General features: G+C 37.2%; 10 protein-coding genes. All 10 read right to left on the bottom strand.

The genetic code is table 11. The features are described from left to right. Positions 1-111: 111 nt before the first annotated feature. Entirely contained in the window at positions 112-1,632 is a 1,521-nt protein-coding gene (locus INF28_RS06385; RefSeq protein WP_226392635.1) for an ABC transporter substrate-binding protein, read from the bottom strand. A gap of 39 nt (positions 1,633-1,671) precedes the next feature. After that, complete coding sequence (locus tag INF28_RS06380; RefSeq protein ID WP_226392634.1) at positions 1,672-2,568, bottom strand: carbohydrate ABC transporter permease; 897 nt, start codon at positions 2,566-2,568, stop codon at positions 1,672-1,674. Between the two features lie 12 nt (positions 2,569-2,580). Continuing rightward, positions 2,581-3,543, bottom strand: coding sequence for an ABC transporter permease (locus INF28_RS06375; protein WP_226392633.1), 963 nt, complete (start codon positions 3,541-3,543; stop codon positions 2,581-2,583). Between the two features lie 531 nt (positions 3,544-4,074). Beyond that, positions 4,075-4,386: an alpha-L-rhamnosidase-related protein gene (locus tag INF28_RS06370; RefSeq protein ID WP_226392632.1), complete on the bottom strand. Its 312-nt coding sequence runs from the start codon at positions 4,384-4,386 to the stop codon at positions 4,075-4,077. 168 nt (positions 4,387-4,554) lie between these two features. After that, positions 4,555-8,763, bottom strand: a complete 4,209-nt coding sequence (locus INF28_RS06365; RefSeq protein ID WP_226392631.1) for a discoidin domain-containing protein — start codon at positions 8,761-8,763, stop codon at positions 4,555-4,557. Positions 8,764-8,805: 42 nt separating this feature from the next. Further along, the gene (locus INF28_RS06360; protein WP_226392630.1) at positions 8,806-12,837 is read right to left on the bottom strand and encodes a discoidin domain-containing protein; all 4,032 of its coding nucleotides are present in this window, start codon (positions 12,835-12,837) and stop codon (positions 8,806-8,808) included. Between the two features lie 17 nt (positions 12,838-12,854). Continuing rightward, positions 12,855-15,476, bottom strand: a complete 2,622-nt coding sequence (locus INF28_RS06355) for a hypothetical protein (RefSeq protein WP_226392629.1) — start codon at positions 15,474-15,476, stop codon at positions 12,855-12,857. A 40-nt stretch (positions 15,477-15,516) separates the two neighbouring features. Further along, the gene (locus tag INF28_RS06350) at positions 15,517-18,492 is read right to left on the bottom strand and encodes an S-layer homology domain-containing protein (protein ID WP_226392628.1); all 2,976 of its coding nucleotides are present in this window, start codon (positions 18,490-18,492) and stop codon (positions 15,517-15,519) included. Between the two features lie 80 nt (positions 18,493-18,572). Next, complete coding sequence (locus INF28_RS06345) at positions 18,573-21,176, bottom strand: glycoside hydrolase family 38 N-terminal domain-containing protein (RefSeq protein WP_226392627.1); 2,604 nt, start codon at positions 21,174-21,176, stop codon at positions 18,573-18,575. A 187-nt stretch (positions 21,177-21,363) separates the two neighbouring features. Then, positions 21,364-21,549 (bottom strand): integrase core domain-containing protein (locus INF28_RS06340; protein ID WP_226392626.1); only part of this gene is annotated, 186 nt, incomplete at its 5' end.

The following is a 21,549-nucleotide window of genomic DNA, read 5'->3' as shown; positions in this document are numbered from 1 at the left end:
TTACCGTCGGCATCTTTTAACGAGCATTTATCCGACTAAATGTCAAGGGTGACGGACGGTTTTTTATGACATTTATTTTTCATATTCTACTTTACACTATCTGTTTTATACTTATTGATCCTTTGCTTGCATCCATGCCTCAAGTTGTTTTTGCTTTTCATTAACAATCTTTTCTGCCCCAGCCATGTTTAATTTTTCCAAAAATTCATTATACCGGCTTTCAATCTCAACACTTCCACTAACCAAAGAATTCAAATATTCATCTACCACAGAACTGCACATTGCAATTTCATTTGAAACCGGCGTGCTGTCAAAAGAAAAACCTAACGTAGGAGAAACTTCAGATTCTTCATTATATTTTTCCCAATACTCGGCCGGAACATCTACAGAAGTCAACATTGCATTTGCCGTATTTCCAAACATCCAATAAGTATTCGGTTTATATCCACTGTTTTCGATTGGTTCAACCTGAATATGGGCACCAATTTCATTAAAATAATCTACCTTATTATAGTGTTTTCCTTCGATCCCATGGCAAAGCAAGTTATAAAGTTCCGAATTTGTGTTAACTAATTCAATCAACATCATAGCACGCTCAGGATTTTTAGAAGTCGCAGAAATCGCGGTCATAGTAGCAAGCACTCTGTCCGTGCTCACAATGGTATTGGTAAACTTTTTTGTATAATGCGGTACTCCAGTATTTCCGTACGGTTCATTAGGACGGCGGTCATCCTCAATCGTATCACTAAGCATAAATGACGGCCACAAAACACCATATTTTCCAGCAGCCGTATCCGAAGTATATTCTTCACTGGTTGAAGCATCTGCTTTCAAATACCCTTTTTGATACCAATCACGCATCGTATTAATCAACTGGCGAAATTCATTTGTATCATATTGATTAATTACCTTCATACTCTCATCATCAAACCGTATAACTCCAGGCGTCTTATTATCGCCTAACACGTCAAATCCAAAAGCCGGAAGCTGGGAACTAAATGGATCTTGTGTCTTACTATACCCCAACGGAATTAACTCTGAATGGTTTTCTTTTATATAGGATAGATAAGGCTCCAATTCCGTATAATTTTTAATATCAGCATAATTAATTCCAGATTCATCAGCAAGACTACGCGGTGTTGCAAAACCGTATGCGGTAGATACGACCTGATAATTAATAATTCCATAAATATGTCCGTTGATTTTAGTTGCTTCCCAATATTCTTTTGGAACGCCAGCAAACGTTTCTTTTCCATACTGCTGTAATAAATTATCCAACGGAATAAATGCATTACGCGCCACATTTGTATAATAATCATTAAATTGAGGGGCTGTCCAGCAAAGATCAAACTCCTCTCCAGTAGAAATGGTCATATTCATTTTTTGGTCATACGCATTCCAATCCAAAAGTTTTAAATCAACGGTTGCATTAATCTCTCTTTTGGTAATCTCATTTACTTTTTCATTAACCAATTTCAAATCCTTTTGACTGTTTCCAACAAAATACCAAACCAGATTAACCTCCTTGTTGTTTTCATTTTGTGCAGATTGATTACTTTTTGTGCCACAGCTGCATAACAACATAACTACAGTTAGCAAAGAAGATAACATTACAATTATTTTTCTTTTCATATTAAAAAATCCTTTCTTTATATAAAGATAAAATATTTTTTAACCTTTTACTGCGCCGACCGTCATACCTTTTACAATATATTTTTGGAGGAAAGGATATACTAGCACAATCGGCCCGACTGCAAGCATACATAATGCCATTCTCGCACTTTCTGAAGGTATTTCGGTTACTTGATGGGTTTGCGAATTTATATTGCTCATTAAAATTTGTATATTGAGAAGAATAGATTGCAGCGTATATTGCAGGGGCATTAATGACTGTTCATCAATATAAAGAAGCGCCAGCCACCAATCATTCCAGTATGCGAGAATAACAAACAATCCAACAGTTGCAAAAGCTGGTTTAGAAATCGGTACAACAATTTTTAAAAATGTCTGAAATTCTCCTGCTCCATCAATCTTAGCAGATTCAATTATTGCTGAAGGTACTCCAGTTTTAAAAAAATTTCTCATAAGCATAACATTCCATGGTCCTACCAACATTGGAAGTATTAACACCCAAATATTATTTTTTAAATGCAGGTATTTGGTAATTAAAATATAGGTAGGAACCAAACCGCCATTAAACAACATGGTAAAAAATAAATACATAGAAATATAATTTCTATATTTTACATCTTTACGGCTTAAGGGGTATGCAATAAGCGAAGTAAGTGAAAGTCCTATCAAAGTTCCTACCGCAGTAACAAATATAGTAACTCCATAAGAATGCCATATGCTAAACGAATTTTTAAATATGTAGGTATACGCATAAAATGATATCTGCTGCGGAATCAATTGATAACCATTTTGAGCAATTAATTTTTCAGGTGTAATAGAAATACTAAAAACCAACAGTAACGGCACTATGCAGCAAAAACAAATTACAATAAATAATATGTTTACTGTTATATTGAAAAAAAGAGATTTTTTTTTCGAAGTATATTTTTGTTTCATCTTTACATCTCCTTAAAACAAAGCATTATCAGAATTAATTTTCTTGGTAATTAAATTGGAAACTAAGACCAAAACAAATCCCACAAACGATTGAAATAGTCCAATTGCAGCAGACATTCCTGTATTGCCAAGCACACGTAAAGCTCGGAACGCATAGGTATCAATAACATCCGTTCGAGGGAATAAAACTCCTGTTTCTCTGGGAACATAGTAAAACAACCCAAAATCTGCATAAAAGATTTTCCCAATTTGCAGCAAAACCATAACACTAATTAGCGGCATAATACTAGGAATGGTGATTGAAATCATCCGTCGAAACCGAGAGGCACCATCTATGCTGGCGGCTTCATATAAATCTTGATCAATTCCAGTAATACCAGCATAATATATGATACAATAATAACCAGCATTTTTAAGTAGGTTTACTATTGTAAGAATGAACGGCCAGTAATTAGGATTGCTGTACCAATAAACAGGTTCTCGTCCCAACGCAATTAAAATTTTATTGATAAATCCATTGTCAACACTCAAAAAAGCAAACGTCAAAAAACCTATGATAACCCATGAAAGAAAATGTGGGAAAAACATTACACTTTGATAGGTCTTTACCAACCAACGTTTTGATAATTCGTTTAGCAAAAGTGCAAGGCTAAGAGATACCACTAGAACACTAATAATAAATAAAGCATTTAGAAAAATTGTATTAAAAGTAATTCTTGCCGCATCATTAGATCGAAAAAAGAATTCAAAATTCTGAAATCCCACCCAATTTCCAGAAAAATAACCAGCAGCACTTTTGTTATCTTTAAATGCCATTACAATTCCAAACATTGGTATGTATGAAAAAATGAATACCAGAATAATAGCAGGTAAAGTCATTAGGTACAAAACCTTATTTCTTCTAAATTCCCCCAAACAATTGTTTCTTTTTCTTTGAGCAATACTATTGACTGCTTCTCTTTTTATTTTCTCCAAAATTGCTCATCCCTTTTTATAATTTTTTATCATCATAACACAACAAATTTTCAAACACAATTTCAATTATAAAACTATTATTTCAAATAAAAAACACTGTTCATATTTTTACATTTTTTTAAACATATATGGTTATTTAAAGTAAATTGATATGCAAAATCAGTTATTTCGTGTATAATTTTTTAAATGCCCAAATTAATTTTTATATATTTCAATTAGCGCAAGTGAAATAATTTCTAAAATTCCACCTGACACAGATCTTTTAGATAATTTTTTCATTATATATTATCGCGGCAACAATAATTGAAATACTAGCTCCTCCTCCGTATATAAAAATAATAAAATAACAAGAGGCATAAACGTTGTAAAAAAGTGGCTAACAGGTTAATTATAAATACTGCAAACGGAAGGGCAACACCATATTAAAAAGCACTTTGGTATATTCTTAGGTTGATTACTTAACCTCTGCTTGAAGTCAATTGTACCACATGGCATCATTTGTCCGCATTTTGTATTGCAAAATAGCCAGCCTTATTTACTCTCTGCTTCTTGCTTCTTTCCAATAATTACTGCGGCAGCAGTAAAATTTGCCGTTCCAAACATAGCTGTAATAACTGACACCTTCGGGTGCATATCCCCCACCCGAACAAGCCTGTCCCGCTTGATTCCATCCCATAAATATTCTTGCATACAAAGACTAACCGTCCTGACAGCCGTTTGATAAATACGATTTAACCGTTCATCACTACAATAAAAATTACCAACCGCAATCGCCCCACTACTTTCTGAAACGGCTAGAACACTTCTAAAAGAAATTGCAGTATCTACCGCTTCTATTCGCACAAAACGAAATCCTGTATTTCTCAACCTTAATATATGAGTTATTTTTAGACACTATGAATTCCTCCTAAACCATATGAGGCGCATATTTATCCTCTGTCATTAAAATATAAATTGCGTCTGAAAATATTGGTGGTATTTTGAATAATAAGCTAAATACTTTTTGTAGTTTTATTTTAGTGTTTCCGCACAGTAGACTTCAAGTTCAGAAATCATCATCTGAATGCCCGGCTGTCCATAGTTATTAGGCTTCAATGCCTTAAATTTTAAATACCTTGCCTTAAATGGTGTAGCATACTCATGCGTCAACAAACCATCGCTAGCATTTACGACATAATTTTTTTTATCCCATGCAACATTGTCCACAGAAGCATAAATCTCATATATGCTTGGATAAGTTCCCTTTTTCGGCAAAAGAATAATTTTTGAAATATCCGAATATACTTTTTCCAAATCAACAAACAGTGTCCAACCCCAAGCACCTGTAGGCACAGCAGATGTTTCTTCTTTTCCGTCTATGGCATGAAAGGCAAATCCTGTACCACCACTTTCCCGACGAACTCTTCCGCTATTATCAAGAAGCAATGCTTTTTTCCCCAACGCAATATTTTTTTCATTTATTTCAATCGGCGCAAGAGGCGTATATCTTAAACTAAGGAGCTGTTTTTCTTCCCCGACATAAGAAACTGCATAGAAATTGGTCAAAGAATAGTCTGAAACTGCACCATCATTCCATTTTAAAAATTCATTTCCCGTAGTGTCTGCATCCAAATAAAAAGAATCACATCCCTCTTCACTTAAAATCCGGTATTCTGTAAAAGGTTCTAATCGGACAGGGACAATATTTTGGTACTGGAAACCCATTTCATCCGCCGAAGCAGGATCCATAACAATATCTGTCACTGCCAGCGGCTGACAGCCATCATTCATAGGCATAATGACAAGGCGATGTGTTCCTGTATCTGATACATATCTTCCAATTCCATCCACAAGCAGAGGATATTTTCCTGTTGTAACCGTCATACCTATCATTTTGTTTTTTACAGGTCCCTTTAAAATATCCCCTGAAAATTTCTCAGGTGAGTCCATCAACGTCATGTTTTCATTATTCTCGGGTACAATAATATACTCCTTGCGCATAATTCGACTTTTTCCTTTCCCCTCAAGATAAGAACATGCAAATAATTTTGTAGAATGGGAAAGTGTAATTGGTTCCGTGTATAAAATAGCATTTTCATCAGGAATAGTTCCATCTAAAGTATAATATATCTTTGCCTCCTCTTCTGCAGAAAGTGAAACAATTTGTTGGGAAGTATATTCCAATCTGTCATCCAAAGATGCTATCGGCGTCATGGCTGCCTCTCTATTTTTTACAACCCATTCGCCTATTTCCTGCACATACTGGGCTACTTTCGCATGTCCCATCAAATCACCATCAGAAGCAACTGGCCAACAGAGCAAATAAGTGGCGTCTTGATCCCAATTATCTTGTATGTTTTGAATAATAGCTTCCACAGGTTTTAAATTTGTTGTACAACTATCATCTTCTATAGAATCCAAATCCGTCCATTGCGGCCCCAGCAAAGCGTTCGTATCGGCTGCCATCTTCTTTTTCACAATCGGCTGAACTGCTACGGAAAGTGCATTGACAGAGGCATCCAGATTGCTACACTCTATTGTATACATATCTACATCCGGGTAACCCGGCATCCATCCCTCTTTATCCACTCCCGGATTGTTCTCTATTGTTGCAAAAGGGTTAAGCGTCCGAATTAGCGGAATAATTTTATCAAAATCATTTTGCCCATTGATCGAACCTGAATCAAACCAAAAACCATCCACGCCTTTTTCGAGTAATTCTCGAATACATTCTGCCGTAAAATCCGAAGCAGAATAGGTCTCAGGGTTCATAACCTGGATTCCATCTGTCCAAGTATAGTCTCCAGCAATATAAGAAATTAGTTTGATTCCTCTTTTGTGAAGCGCCTCTGCCAATTCCCCTGCCATATCTCTTTGCGTAGCCAAATGGGTAATAGATTCTGCCTCAGATGGCCATAATGTGACACCATCGCCTGCCAATAAAGTAAAATTCAATACCCTTACACCCAGATCATATAGTTGCTGCGCCCAGCGCTCTGCATTCCATCCTTCAGAGATTCTATCTTCAAATTCAGCAATGTCCGTGATTGCTGGTTTGGAAAATGCACCCCATTGAATCATTGCCCCAAATCTTGCTTCAGAAAACCAGTGTGCCCGATAAGGATGAGCTGTCATAGACAGTTCTTTTTCCACAGTATAACCATCAGAGTCCACAACTCTTAAGGTAAAAGCAGTCGTCTCCTCTGTTTGCGCAGTGCCTTTTATTTTTCCGGTAGTATCCATATAAAGACCCTCTGGAAGCCTTCCTTTGATGATTTCAAAATAATACGGCTTTCTTCCCCCTGAAACCTCCATTTGATAATAATTGAGGCTTCCCTCCTCTGTCCAAGATTGATATGGCATATTATCTACAAATGCAGGGTAAATTGCATGTTCCCTATCATTCATATACATGTTGTCTGATACGGTATCAATTGTCAATGGTTTCCCCGGAACCTCATCTTCACTAATTTCCGGGATTGTATCAACCGGAACTCGCATTACATTTAGCTCTGCAATACTCATGTATCTTTCTCTGGGAACAATTCGAAGAAACCGTGCCGTCTGTGGAGCAAAATCAATATGATGTACTTTTTCCGCATAGGAAGTAATAACAGCAGCGGTCTGCCATTCTCTTCCATCAAGAGACGTTTGAATTTCAAACCTCGGAGGGATCTCATTTCCAAACGCAATGCTTACTCTGGATATATCGTTATAAACGTTTTGAAAATCTATTTCATAAAGAAAAACAGAATCCCCGCAAACATGATAATCCATGTATGCAACTGTATTAATATTTCCATCGACTGCATTTGTACAGGCCGTTGTATCTGGCACGTAATCTGTGAAATTCAATTCATTTTTATTTCGCATTTTTACAGTAATATTCTGCATTGGAGAAGCATACTCCGGTTCAAAAACCACTCCATCTCCAAGAATTGCAGGACCTACAAGCGGTATAAGCGCATTTCCGCCGCTCCACAAATATGTCCGAATTTCATAATCGCTCCGCCTCGGTTCTGATGAATAAACCGCGACCTCACTTAGTGCCATCTGCCGCCATTCCCTAATCAAAACAGAACCATCCTCCAGATTGCGAATGCGAATATAGCGCATGCTCCGTGCGGGAAAAGAAAACGCAAACGTACCGCAACTCAAATTCTCTTTTTCGTGAACAATGGTTTCCCATGCAACGCCATCGACAGAACTCTGGATATCGTAATCCTTAGCGTATCCTCCTTGAGCAAAAGTTACTGCAATATATCCCACCATTTTACAGCTTCTAAGATCCAGCTGCAATGCCCATTCCCAAAGGCCGCTTGGAACTGCGCTGGTATCCGCATTACCATCAACTGCATTCTGCGGATCATGTTGCTCTAATACTGTACTCCAGCTTTCGCCGTGGATGGTCTGAAAAGAAGGCAGTGCATGCAATGCAAAATTTTGATTTTCTGTTATTTTTTCTACCTCCCCTTCCAACATCAACTCCACAGTCTGCTCAGTTGGGACCGATGTAATTTCAAAATCCTCACTGACAGCAAGTTGAACAAGCGTATTGTTTTTTTTATCATACAATCCAGACATCAATTTTCCTGTCATCGGAGTATCTGCTGCCATTTTCACGGCATAACATATTTCCCCGTCAACTAATGAATCTATTTTTTTTGGTCCTGTTTCCGTCATCTGATAGTAACCACTTTGCTGTATATACAAATTGCTTTGAGGACTTTCTTTCATCACGGAAACTTCAGAAATCGTCATTTGACGCCATTCTTGCATTAATGTTTCATCGCTCTCAAGGCTGCGTATGCGAATAAACCGGGCATTACAGGAAGGAAATTCAAATTCAAAACTTCCTCCCATAGTATTATCATTGACCGAAATGACCGTCTTCCAATCCCAGCCGTTTTCGGATACAATAACATCATATATTTTGGGATATCCCGTATCGGTGAAAGAAATCGATATATATCCTATTCGAGATGTTTGATATAATTCTAACTGCAATGCCCATGCCCAAATTTCTCCAGCAGCGGCGGAGGTCTGCATATCCCCATCAATAGCATTTTGTGGATAGGAGGTCGAAGAGGCTATTTCCCAATCCTCTCCATTAATTTGCTTAAAAGAAGCTTTCGCATCAGCAGCTAAATTGATATCCTCCGCCCAAACATCTGCATTCATATGTATTGCTGCCAGGAAAAACACTACAATTATTAACAATGATATCCAGCACTTTTTCATTGCCAACCACTCCCTGTCCATTTTCAGGCCATATTTGTCTTATTAATTGTAAATACCAACTTCAGAAATCCACATTTGTGCGCCTTCCTGCCCCGGACCGTCTGGTTTTAAAGAACGAATCTTAAAATACCGAGCTGAAAATGGTTCATAAGTATGCACAATTTTTTCATCCGTGTGCTTATCTGCTACATGTGTAATTCGTACCCATTCCACATTATCAACAGAAGCATAAATTTCATATTCTGTCGGATATAATCCAGGTGAAAATGATACTTCCACTTTATCAATAGAATCATACACCTGTTCTAAATCAATAAATAAGGTCCATGCCCATGCTTCGCTGGGGCCAGCACTGGTTTCTTCTTTTCCATCTACGGCATAAAAAGCATGACCAGTGCCCATGGAAGCTCTTCGCACTCTGTCTTCATTATCTAACAGTTTAGCAGATACACCATAAGCCAAATTATTGTTTTTATTTTCCAACGGCGTTAGTGGGGTAAATTTTAAATTTAAAAGCTGACTTTTATCCCCTAAATAAGAGCAATCATAATATTTTGTCAAAGAAAAATCGGACATAGCACCATCTGTGACTTTTAAATACTGATTGGATATTCCACTAATCGGTACATCCAAATAAGAACTGTTTTTATCCTCTTCACATAATACAAAATATTGAGAAAACGGCTGCAATATGGCAGGTGCAACTCTTTCATAAACAAACCCCATAGAATCCGGTTCTCCAGACAACATATCAATATCAGCAACCACCAGAGGCTGACTTCCGTTTGACACTTCGATCAAGAAAAACCTATGTTTACCGCCGTCGTTTCCAGATACCATTCTTCCTACACTTTCTATTTTGATCGGATACTTTCCGGTGGTTAACAGCATTCCAACCATCTGTGACCGGTCGCCTAACTGCTTAACCTCAACACCATAAGGGATAATTTCATTGATTGCAAAAATGCCCTCATTGTTTTCTTTTATCAGTTTGATGGCTGTTGCCTGTCTCCCCTGTAAATCTACAATTGTTTCCCCTATGCCAAATTGCATTGACTCTGCAACCTGTTGCCACTCATTATCCATTTGCAGCCAAACTGAAGCGGTATATTCCTCTTGGGATATTACTTTTACAGAAGATAACTGGTATTTTGCATTTAATTCTACTGTAGCCCATGCCTCAGATTTATCATTGCCCCATTCAGGATACCAACAATTCTCCAAATTACCATCACAAAGGAAGCTGACAGAGTCTGTTCCTTCAACAAATCGACTACTGGAAGCAACAGGAGTCAATTCTTTTGCCGCAATTTCCTGTGACAAGGCAGTTGTAATCTGCTCCTCGCTGAACAGCGATTGAAAACTTTCATTTTCTCGAATAATAATATATTCTTTTCTTAAAATCCGGCTCTTTCCTTTTCCATCAATATACGCACAAGCACTAAGTTTGGTAGATTCCTCCAATACAATAGGCTCTGTGTATTCTAAGGAATTATCGCTAGGATTGGAACCGTCCAACGTATAATAAATTTTTGCTCCTGGTTCAGAAGTCAACGCTACTGTCTGCATTCCTTGATAAGAGACATCATCCGGCAAAGATGCTTCCGGCGTTTGAGTTGGTTCGCGATTTTGATTAACCCATTCTCCAATTTCCTGCAAATACTGTGCTACCTTCGGATGTCCCAGCAAATCTCCGTTAGAAGCAACAGGCCAGCAAAGTAGATACGTTGCATCTTGATCCCAGTTATCCTGTATGTTTTGAATAATTGCTTCCACTGGTTTTAAATCCGTTGTACAACGGTCATCTGTTCTTCCATCAATATCCGTCCAGTCAGGTCCCAGCAACGCATTGGTATCCGCTGTAACTTTTTTTCTGACACCCGGGCGTACCGCAACAGGAAGAGCATTTACAGTTGGATCCAAATTGGTGCATTCGGTTGTAATCATATCCACATCCGGATACAAAGGCATCCATCCCTCTGTGTGTGGTCCGGGGTTATTTTCAATCGTTGCAAAAGGATTCAGCGTTCTAATGATTGCTACTTGCTTTCTCAGGTTACTTTGTCCAATAAAAGACCCTGAATCAAACCAAAACCCATCTACTCCTCTTTCAATCAATTCACGCAGCCAGCCGTCAGTTAGATCACTCATAGATCCTGTTTTTTCATCTATAATCATATTCTCGGCAATCCATGTGTAATCCCCCGATATGTAGGAAATGAGCTTCATTCCTCTTTTATGAAAAGCATCCACCAATTCCTGTGCCATATCCCGCTGTGTATATAAATCTGTCACAGGTCTGACTTTAGACGGCCAAAGACGAACCCCATCACCAGCCACCAAGGTAAAATTTAAAACTCTTCCGCCCATATCATAGATCTGCTGCGCCCATTTGTCCGCATCCCATCCTTCAGAGATTCTTTCTTCAAATTCAGGAATGTTCATAGTGGCCGGTTTGGAAAAAGCACCCCATTGTATCATAGCCCCAAACCGCGCTTCTTCAAACCAATACGCTCGATATGGATTTGCTGTCATGCTCAACTCTTTGGATACCGAGGCAGCATTCGCATCAGTCACGTTAACCGTAAACGAAACCGTTTCTTCTACCGTCGCGGTACCATAAATCTTTCCATCATTACTCAGAAAAAGCCCTTCCGGCAATCTTCCTTCTGTAATAGAAAACTGATATGGCTTCTGCCCGCCAGATACTTTTATCTGATAATAATCCAAACTGCCTGCTTCGGTCCATGATTGATACGGCATATTATCCACAAAGGCCGGATAAATGGCATAATCCCGATTCTCCATATATTCGCTGTCAGATACAGACAAAATCTCCAGAGGTCCACTACCCGTTTCTTCCTGCGGCTCCTCCACTGGATCTTGTCCTGGCAGACACATAACCTCAATTTCTGCAATATTGATATGCCGTTCATTGGGGACCACTCTTAAATACCGCGCCTCTACCGGAGCAAAATCAATAATATGTTTCTGTGCGCCGTAAGTATATTTAGAATAAACGGTCTGCCAATTCTCTCCATCAACAGAAACGGTTATGTTGAAGGATGGTGGTACAGAAGTTCCAAAATTAACAATTACTTTTGAAACATCTACACAAATCTTATGAAAATCAAGCTCGCATATAAAAATTAAATCACCGCTGGTTGCAAAATCCAAAAAAGTATAAGTATCTAAATTCCCATCAATCGCGTTTTCTGCACGGTAATTTTCTGCCACATAATTTGAAAAATCTAATTCATTCATATTGAGAATGCTTGCGGTAACATTTTTCATTGGCGAACGATCCACCACCGTCAGTTTCCACTCCTTGATACAATCTATTGATAATATATAGGTTTCTCCTACTACAAGTGGTTCTTTAGGATTGACTGTAATATCTTTGCCTGTTTCATTGGCAGAAATAGAACATAAAATTTGATCTTGATCATGTGTCAATTTTATTTTAGAATAATATTCCTGAGGCATAGTGCTGTTAAGGCGTATAATGGGTTGCGTATCTTTTTCAATATAACCATCCTCTGCTACATTGGTCAAATACGCTGACACTGTATCCGTCTTATTAGCATAAACCTCAATTTCATTAATCATCATCTGACTAACTCCGACAAAAGCCTTCATATCACGCACACGTATATATCTTGCGTTGACACTCTCGAAATCATATGCTTTCCGAGCATAAATCTGATTTCCGGTAACCTCAACTACAGTTCTCCATGTTTCACCATCTTCTGAAGTTAAGATACAAAAATCTTCTGGCTTAGCAGTATCACTTGCAAAAGTCAAAACCACCTGATTAATACCTTCCCTGATTACACCCAAATCCAGATGAAGTGTCCACGCCCATTCCATAGCAGCACACGCGCCCGTTGTATCATCTCCATCAATGGCATATTCTGCAATGTTACCAGCAGAATCAGGCAAGGGAACACCTCCGTTGCTTTGTAAATACACCTTTGCTTCAGAAGCATAATTAGGGGAAGTTTCTGACTCCGCTATTGCTCGAATAGGATTTATAAAGCATAACAGCATCAAGATTGCAATTATTCTTCTCATAGATATCATTCCTCCTGTTATTTTTCGATAACAATATCTTGCACTTTTGATAAAACAGACCGAACTAAAACATAATCTCCTATGTTAATCATACTATAATCTCCTAAGGAAGCCATATTTCGATCTCTATCATACAAATAAGTTTTTGCTGATTTATATTTGTTAATATAGCATAAGTTTTGTCCTATATTAAAAAGATTGTTCTCTACTTCAACTGTAAGAAGGTTTTCAGATTTTGCTGCAACTACGCCGTAAACCAACTCATTAGCGCCTTCAAATCCTCTTCCATTATGAACACGGTTGTAATATGTCTTATCATATTTCCCCTGCAAAATAACTTGAATATAATTTATTCTGCCGTTCTTATCAAATGCCGGTAAAATAAAATCACCCGCTCCAAGATCCTCAATGTTAACATTACTGTCTTCCTGAAAATCACCTAAAAATTTTGTATCAATGATTACATCATCGCTTAAAATATAGCTTACATTTTCTTCCCCGTTATATACTCCAGTCAGCATGGTATGAACCGTCCCTTCTTCGTATACACTAGCTGCATACTGGATAAGAAACCCTTTGGCAAAATCTATGATACTCGTATTTGTGACATAATTGATAAGAACACCTATGGTACGGTCTTCATTCAAATTATAAAAATTATTATACATCCACGAATTATATGTAAATTCACGTCCTGTGTATACCTTAATATTTTCCCAAAAATTGTCTTTCAATTGAAAATTGTTGTTCACCGGCACATCAAAGACAATTGTTTCAGGCGAAAGAAATTTATAAGCACCATCACTTAGATTTTGAGTATAACTCGGATTAAAGGAGCTGCTCCCTCCGAGGTACAAGTTATAGGACTGCCTGTTCAACATTTCCTGCTTGGACGTAGCAGACTGCAAAATATATTTTCCACGGTTATCCCCAAAATTGTTTTGATCAAACAAAACGGGCAAACTTATGGTTTTTATCTTTCCCGCAGATAGTGTATACATTATGATGGGCGCAGCTGCACCAGAACCATACTCCGAAGCAGGTGGATTGACACTGTCTGAATAATAATTTTTTAAAGTTTGATATTCTCCTTCTCCAATCAGCTTTCGTTCAGCAGAAGCAGAATAGAGATAAGCTTTTTCGCAAAATTCATAGATGTTAAAGTTTCCGTTTTGATCTATCACTTTTATTTTACCCGTATCTGTAAACGCACCTTGATTAGAAACGCCGCAAAGAATACCATAATTGCTGTTATGTTCGAATTTGATATCCTCCACAATCCCAGTAGGACCAAGATACGCTGTAATTTCACAGTTTAGGTATTGCCCTGGCTCTGTAATTCTCTCAGAAACCCTCAGCTGAGAATCTTCTATTTTGAAATAACAATAATCGTCATAGGTAATTGTATCCACTGTACCACTAATTTTATTGCTTGAAGCAAAAATACTAACAAATTCTTTGTTTTCACTCCATGCAACATATGCAATATCGTTTTGTCGCAGCAATGATAAAGAAGAGTTTTCTCCATTTTTTTGAAAAGCGATCAATTTATCGGATTCAGAAACATCAATTGATTCTTTTCCTGTCCGATCATAAATGATGCCGTCTGCTTCATTTACTCCGTCAATAATATAAACCTCAAACGAAGTAACAAAAACAACATCATAACGATTATCACCATTATGATCCAACAATTTCACTTCTCCCAACGCAGGCTGCAGCAGATCAGAATTTCTTTTCAACATGGCAACGCCATTGTAAATCAAGCTGTAATCATCCGCTAACTGGGCGTAAACCATACCTGATTTATTCTCCTGCTCATAAGCAAATTTCTGGGCAGTTGTTGCGGGATGGATCATATCCGACGAAACAGTAAGTAACTTATTTTTACTTAAAGGAACAAAATAAACTAATCTTGCATTAGTGTCTTCGTCGGATTGCATCAGATAACAACGGACATGATAGCCCAGATACTCCCCTATATCACTCTCATTATCCAGGTATTGTGTATGATTTAAAGAAAAATATCCTGGATCCGTACCTTCTGCATAGTTCAGGGACGTGAAACAGTTCGCGTCTACAATCCCGTCTACTCTAAAAATATTATTGCGTTCCAGGAAGGTTTGATTAGGCTGAAACATGATATCTTCATTACCAATACTGGAAATTTCCATAATCGGAATTTCAATGGCGTTAATCAGCATTTGAACAAACGTTTCACTAGTCAACACACTGGAATAATCAGACTGAATACCGTCCAACAGCCCTATAGAAGATGCAAGCCGATAAAAGTCCATATCTTCCATGTTTGCGGTAAATGCTCTGGGCTGATATCCAAGCGCTTCAATCATAATTTTAATGCTAGTCCCTAGAGTAATAATTTCACTATCCGAATCATATGCATCAGTGTATTTAAATTTCTCAGCTATATTGCGTACAATACCCATTGACAAAGAAGACTCTGGCTTATTCATAACAGCATATGTTTCATCCAAAACACCTAATGCTTTCAGCAACTCTACGTTTTGATTATAAAAAGATGGATCATTTTCCTCTGAAGCCGAAAAGCCATTGATACCATTAAAAGCCATGACCCATACAAGCAATATAATACAACATTTTCTTTTTACTCTCATCATTTAACCATCCTTTCGGGAAAAGTTTCGTCAAAAACTATTGTCAGAGAACAGCATAAACTATTTTAGCTGCCATTGCACGATTACAGCTTTCTAAAGGTGCAAATTTGTTATTTCCAACTCCATTCATAATACCTTTTTTCGCAATTTCTTTAACCGCTTCCGCAGCATATTCTGAAATTTCTAATTCATCACTGAATACTACCGAATCACCATCTGGGATTTCTATGTGAAAATATCTCAAAAATCTATGTAACATGACCGCCGCATCCTGCCTGGTAAGGATCGCATTAGGCGCAAAACATTTTTCACTTACACCGTTAACCACCCCCATCTGGCATGCTGCAGCAATATAAGGATATTCCCAGCTTCCTGGCAAAACATCTTCAAAATCACATTGCATATCATCTCTAAAATCCTTATCCAGGGCCAGAATAAGCATTTTCACAAATTGTGCTCTAGTAACCTCTTCAGAAGGAGCAAATTTTTTATCAGCGACCCCATTAATGATCTTCAGTTCATAAAGCCTGCAAATACTATCTTCTGCCCACTCGAAACCTTTCAAATCGTTAAATGGTTTATCTTTATCGATAATATCAAAAGAAGAATTTTGCATTTCGGTAAGATCTTCCTGAGAAATAAGTACCGATCCTCCGCCTCTATTCCCGCTGCCGCCAAAACTGCCGCTTCCGCCTCCTGAGCCACCAGAAGGAATTGTGGTAACACGACTCGCCAAAATTTCTTTTATTTTGTTATCAATTGCCGTTTTCAGTTCCATAAAAGATTGAGCAGATTCATTTAAAACCACAGAATATATTTTTGCTTTTTCCGCCTGTGAAAAATTTTGAATTTCTAAAGCATAGTCAGAATCGATTTGGGTTTGATATTTTTCCAGTAATTCGGGCAGCTCACTTTCAGAACAATTTTTTAGTTCCTTTTGAAAAAAGTCCCAAATAAAATTCTCATCATACACAATACTTTTTTCATAACAAAATGCGCCGCTGACACCTACTGTTACAGTATCGCCTAAACTAAAGTTAGGTACCGAAAAAGAAAGTGGAAATTGATATGCACCGCTGTTTTTTAAATCCATATAAAGTAACTGGGAATTTTTCTCAAGATATACAAGAAGCGGTTCTTCTTCATCATATTCCTTTGGAAAATCAAGGTTAAGTTCTCCATCCATTCCTACTTCTATTTCCCCATCTAATATCAATTCAGATGCAGTAGGAATCATAATGTGTTCTTCTTCATTTCCTAAAATATCAAGATACCCTTCCAAAGGCATTCGGCCATCTTTTTTCAGTACAAAAGTGCGGATTTCATAATCACTAGAATAGGAAATTTCGTAAACATCGATGTTTGTAATTGTCATCTGGCGGACTCCAACTTGTGCTAAATCGTCCCTAATACGAATGTATTTTGCGGGTCTTGTATCAAATCCATAATAATATGTACCTCCAGATGTATTTCCTGTAACTGTAATTGGTGTATCCCATGTTTCGCCATCCTCCGATGTCATAATCCTGTAATTGATTGGATACCCGTTTTCTTCAAAGCTTATTACAACTGAACCCACATTCTGCACCTGAGGAAATTCCAACTGGAACGTCCATGCCCATTCCCCGGTGGAATGAACACCAGTAGACATATTATCATCAATTGCATTACCCGGCACAGTTCCTGCACCAGGTTGTAACGGCGCTCCGCTATTGCTTAGGACAAAAGGTTGGGCTGTTTTCGCAAAATTTACTCTTTCCACATCTAAAGTATCCGGGAGTCCTGTCAATCCGCTATCCACCGAAAGATCGATAGAATAATCCTGTGGGGTTGGTGTCAAAACAATTTCTTTCATATTGTAATTCTGCAATGCACCTGTCGGTGTATGATATAAACCAGAAAACAAAATGCCTTCCTCTTCCTTCTCAGAAGACACTTTTTTAACTGTCCGAATGGTTCCGGAAAGCAAACAATCTGTCTTTTCTTCCCCTGTTTCTTTTATTCTATAAAACTCTCCTTTGGTTGATGCTGTTCCTGTAGACAGGAAGCACACTTCTCCCATTTTCCATGTATCCGCTTCCTCTGAAGCGCTAACTTTACAAATTTTTACATAACGAGCCTTGCTTTTTTCCAAATTTATTTTTATCTTTTTTCCACTATAAATGACATCCTCAATTTCACTATCAAAGGAGACTGTTTTTAATTGTGTCCAGGTTCTTTTGTCATTCGATATATAAATATCTGCATCAAAAACATTGGCACTACTATAATAACAAATCATACTGTCTAAAATATTGATTTCGCCCAAATCATATAATATCCAATCATCTGTACCTGCACCATTATCTTCTGATGTCCACCACGTAGAATACAAATATCCGTCATGCGAATACAAAGATTCACATCCATAATACCTTGTACTTCCATCTTCCATATCAACCGATAAGCTTTGTGCCTGTGATGAAGCCTCCGATGTGATATTCTCAAATTCAATCAATCGCGGCAATGAGGCATCTAAAACTGGTGTACCATAAAAATCAAACTCTGTAAAATACATTCTCTTTCCACCTGATCCAGGTACAAAGTCAAATTTGATCCAGCTTCCGGTACATATGGTCTCAGCAAAAACAATATTATTTTTACCATTTTTAATCTCTGTATCAGCGACTGAAATCCAGTGATCTGCATCATCTGACACCGAAATACGAAAAAGACCTGTATGATCGATTCCTGCAAATATATCTATTTCGTCTATGCAATAGCGATCCCCTAAATAAAAAAGTAAATACGGAGAATCATCACAATTATAATATCCATCGCCAGCACCAAAACCATAATTATCATTCACTAACGATTGTACATTTTCCCAGACAGCTAGTGTCTTTCTTACTGACGTTGCAAACGGAATAATTTTACTCTTGTCAATTAATTTATTTTGTGCGGATACAGCAGCTGTAGTACCTATTAAGGCACTAAAAACAAAGCAAAGTATAAATACAAATTTGTTCCATTTATTCATTTTTTAACCTCCATTCTAAATTAATGGTAATGCATAAATGCAAAAACACACCAACACCCATTTTTAATGAATCAAACTTTTTAAATTAGCTGTATTGTAATAATTTCATATTTTTTTACTTCAAAACTTATTTTGGGCCCTGTTTTGACAACATTGCGCTTATAATTTCCAGAAAAATCACAAATATATGCATTGGAAAATGGTGCATTTACAATGATTTCAGCGTAACCATCAATACCATTCGACTCAAAAAAACGCAAGATATACCCCTGTTCCTGTTTTACCGCCGCAGAAAGAATGATTGTTCCAGAAAGGATTTTCATGAACTGAAACCAATTTGTCACTGCTGTCTGATCCGTATAATAACGGGGCATAGAAAACATGGGACGTTCTCTTTCCTTTGCGGCCGAATGTAATTCAAAAAAATTATCTTTCTCTCCCCCGACTAACAAGGAGTATTGGAAACTGCTATAACCTTCGGCATTTGCATTCTCATTTATCAGAGAAAGCCATTTTTCTTTTCTCTCTATTCTTTTATTATATTGAATCCCCCGCATCAAAAATAATTCACAAGAATTTTCTAATTTTCTGTAATAAATACTACAATCTCCCTGCAAAATTGCTAATGGCACGTTATTATTTTCAAATGCTATATAATGCTTTCCAAAAAAAACATTTTTTCCAGCTCGTTCAAACATAAGATAGTCACCTGTCATCAAACTTTCCGTTGAAGAATAGAATTCCTTCTCAAGCTCTCGACTTTCCTGTCCGAAAGGGATTCCTGCAATAATCCGGTTGCTGTCTGATGGAAAAGCAACATTAAAATATCCTTCTATGCCATCGGCAGCAACCCAGATTTCCGTTTTAAAATCAATTCTGGGACTTCCATGTTCCAATGAGATCGTCTGACGCAACTTATGTCGTCCAATCATACCCTCTGTTATCACTGTATATAGAAGAGGACCATTACATTTTAGAATACAGCTTTCGGGAATATAATGTTCAGTAATTTTTTCCGTCAGTAAATACCAAGAATCTCCTACTTCAGTATTGTAAAGCCTAATATCTGCAAAGCTATGCTCCCCATCGTATGAATAAATTTCTTCTCCATTCTTTACATCTGAAACGCAAATAATGATGCCATTTTTAAACTTCAATTTCATATAACCATTATTAACCGTAAAATCACCAGAATAATTTTTCATGTCCATTTCAGCTTTTTGTCTAGCACTCGTTCCATCAAATTCCACAAAAACACAAACAGCAGACATTTCCGGTACCGACAGCTGACATACAATTTGTACTTCACTGAAATCACAGTTTTTAAAATTCTTATCTCCCAGATTAAAATCGATAATTTGGTATGGTAGTATCGTCCCATTTCTGTCTAAAATCTGAAATCCTCTGACATTAGACGGTGCGCAAATATTTAAAGGAACATTACTACATATTTCTCTACTGTTAAGATTAAAAATAATGTATTCATTCTCCCTGCCACAACTGATCCTACGGCACACCGACTCAGCAAGGTCATATTGGTATTGGGAAACTGCCGTTAAAGTCATGTCTGCATTTTCGAGTACCCGACAAAGATCATCCTTTAACAAAGAACTCATTGCATGTCCCGAAAATTCAAACGCTTTTCCCCATAGCTGAGGTATTTTATTGGGAGCAAACAGACATCCCATTGCAGCTGCAATCACCTCCATCCTTTCTGCAGAAATCAAGGCACGATCAACTGCAAACCGCCGTTTCCAAAGCCCAGTATTTCCTTTTAAGGGTAGGTTGAAAAAAATTTCACATGGTTCAATTACTCCCTCAATGACAGGCAATGATTGTTTTTTTATCTCCACAAGATAATCATCAAGGCTCGAAAAGCTCATTTTTATTTCCTTACAATTTTTATTCCATAAAGAAACGAATTCAGGTATTTTTTCGTATTCATCCCGCGGATTACAAAACAGCATAATATCGTCTCCGCCTACAAAAATAATTAGATCCTCGGAAACCTGTAATGGCATTTCTGGTTCTATGACCTCGTGTACAAAAGTATCAATAACTTCTTTTTCCTGTTGAAAATCCATATATTTATATTGATTTTCAAGTCGAGATGCATATTCCCCCCGCGTTACATATATTTTAGATCCATCAATTCCCTGATAGATAAACTCTCTCGGTAATCCCCGTTGATCCAAAGCATAATTTGGTCTGTAAAACCGATAAAGTTCATATCCGCAATTTTGAAAAATTTGAGGAAGCTGACCATGGCCAAAAGCAGTGTCTGCATTTAAAAATGTTTTTCCTGTATTTTCTTCACCAAATAATTTTCTGAATTCACTTTTCCCTTTAAGCATATTTCGAATGAATAATTCATCACCGCCATCATTTGGTCGAGCTAATGCTGCTCCCCCATTTGAAATACATATTTTTCCTTCTCGCACATATTGCTTAAATTCATCCATTCGTTCCGGGGAATATTTTTGAAATACTTTTAAAGCATGTTCCGTATTATCAATGATAATTTTAAAATCCAACCCTTTTTCCAATGTATCAAGCACATTATGAAAGAATGCAAGATACCGTTTTTTGTGCCACATTCTGGAATTCGTCCATGCAAAATCACAATGACAATAATGCACTAAATGAACCCTCTTCAAAGTTTTAAGAATTTTTTCCATACCCATACTCTTTCTCCATATGTAGTTTTCTATTTTACTTTATTATTTTAACATCAGCCATTTCGGTTAGCAATACTAAATACAATCACAATTATTTCAAATTTTAAACTTTGAAAAAATTTATCAAGTATTATTGAAACATTGTTGTGGTCAAGCATTTTTGTAACACAACAACCTAATTTTGCCACAGAACTTATACAGCTTCATAGCGTGCCTCGAAAGGTGTTTTGTAATTATTATAAGAATGCGGATGTACATGATTGTAATGCACATACGCAAATTCTTCTATAGCTGCGTAAAGCTCCTGCTCAGTATGGTAATAATGTTGATATATCAAATCATTCTTCAAAGTATTGAAATATCTTTCCATTGGAGCATT

The organism is Ructibacterium gallinarum (assembly GCF_014982785.1).
Lineage (GTDB): Bacteria > Bacillota > Clostridia > Monoglobales > Monoglobaceae > Ructibacterium > Ructibacterium gallinarum.
The sequence above is the reverse complement of the archived record's forward strand: the minus strand, read 5'-3'. Positions and strand labels throughout refer to the sequence as shown.

Coding starts and splice junctions, on each gene's coding strand:
- INF28_RS06385 (WP_226392635.1), bottom strand. CDS start 1,632: ATGAAAAGAAAAATAATTGTAATGTTATCTTCTTTGCTAACTGTAGTT.
- INF28_RS06380 (WP_226392634.1), bottom strand. CDS start 2,568: ATGAAACAAAAATATACTTCGAAAAAAAAATCTCTTTTTTTCAATATA.
- INF28_RS06365 (WP_226392631.1), bottom strand. CDS start 8,763: ATGAAAAAGTGCTGGATATCATTGTTAATAATTGTAGTGTTTTTCCTG.
- INF28_RS06360 (WP_226392630.1), bottom strand. CDS start 12,837: ATGAGAAGAATAATTGCAATCTTGATGCTGTTATGCTTTATAAATCCT.
- INF28_RS06355 (WP_226392629.1), bottom strand. CDS start 15,476: ATGATGAGAGTAAAAAGAAAATGTTGTATTATATTGCTTGTATGGGTC.
- INF28_RS06350 (WP_226392628.1), bottom strand. CDS start 18,492: ATGAATAAATGGAACAAATTTGTATTTATACTTTGCTTTGTTTTTAGT.
- INF28_RS06345 (WP_226392627.1), bottom strand. CDS start 21,176: ATGGGTATGGAAAAAATTCTTAAAACTTTGAAGAGGGTTCATTTAGTG.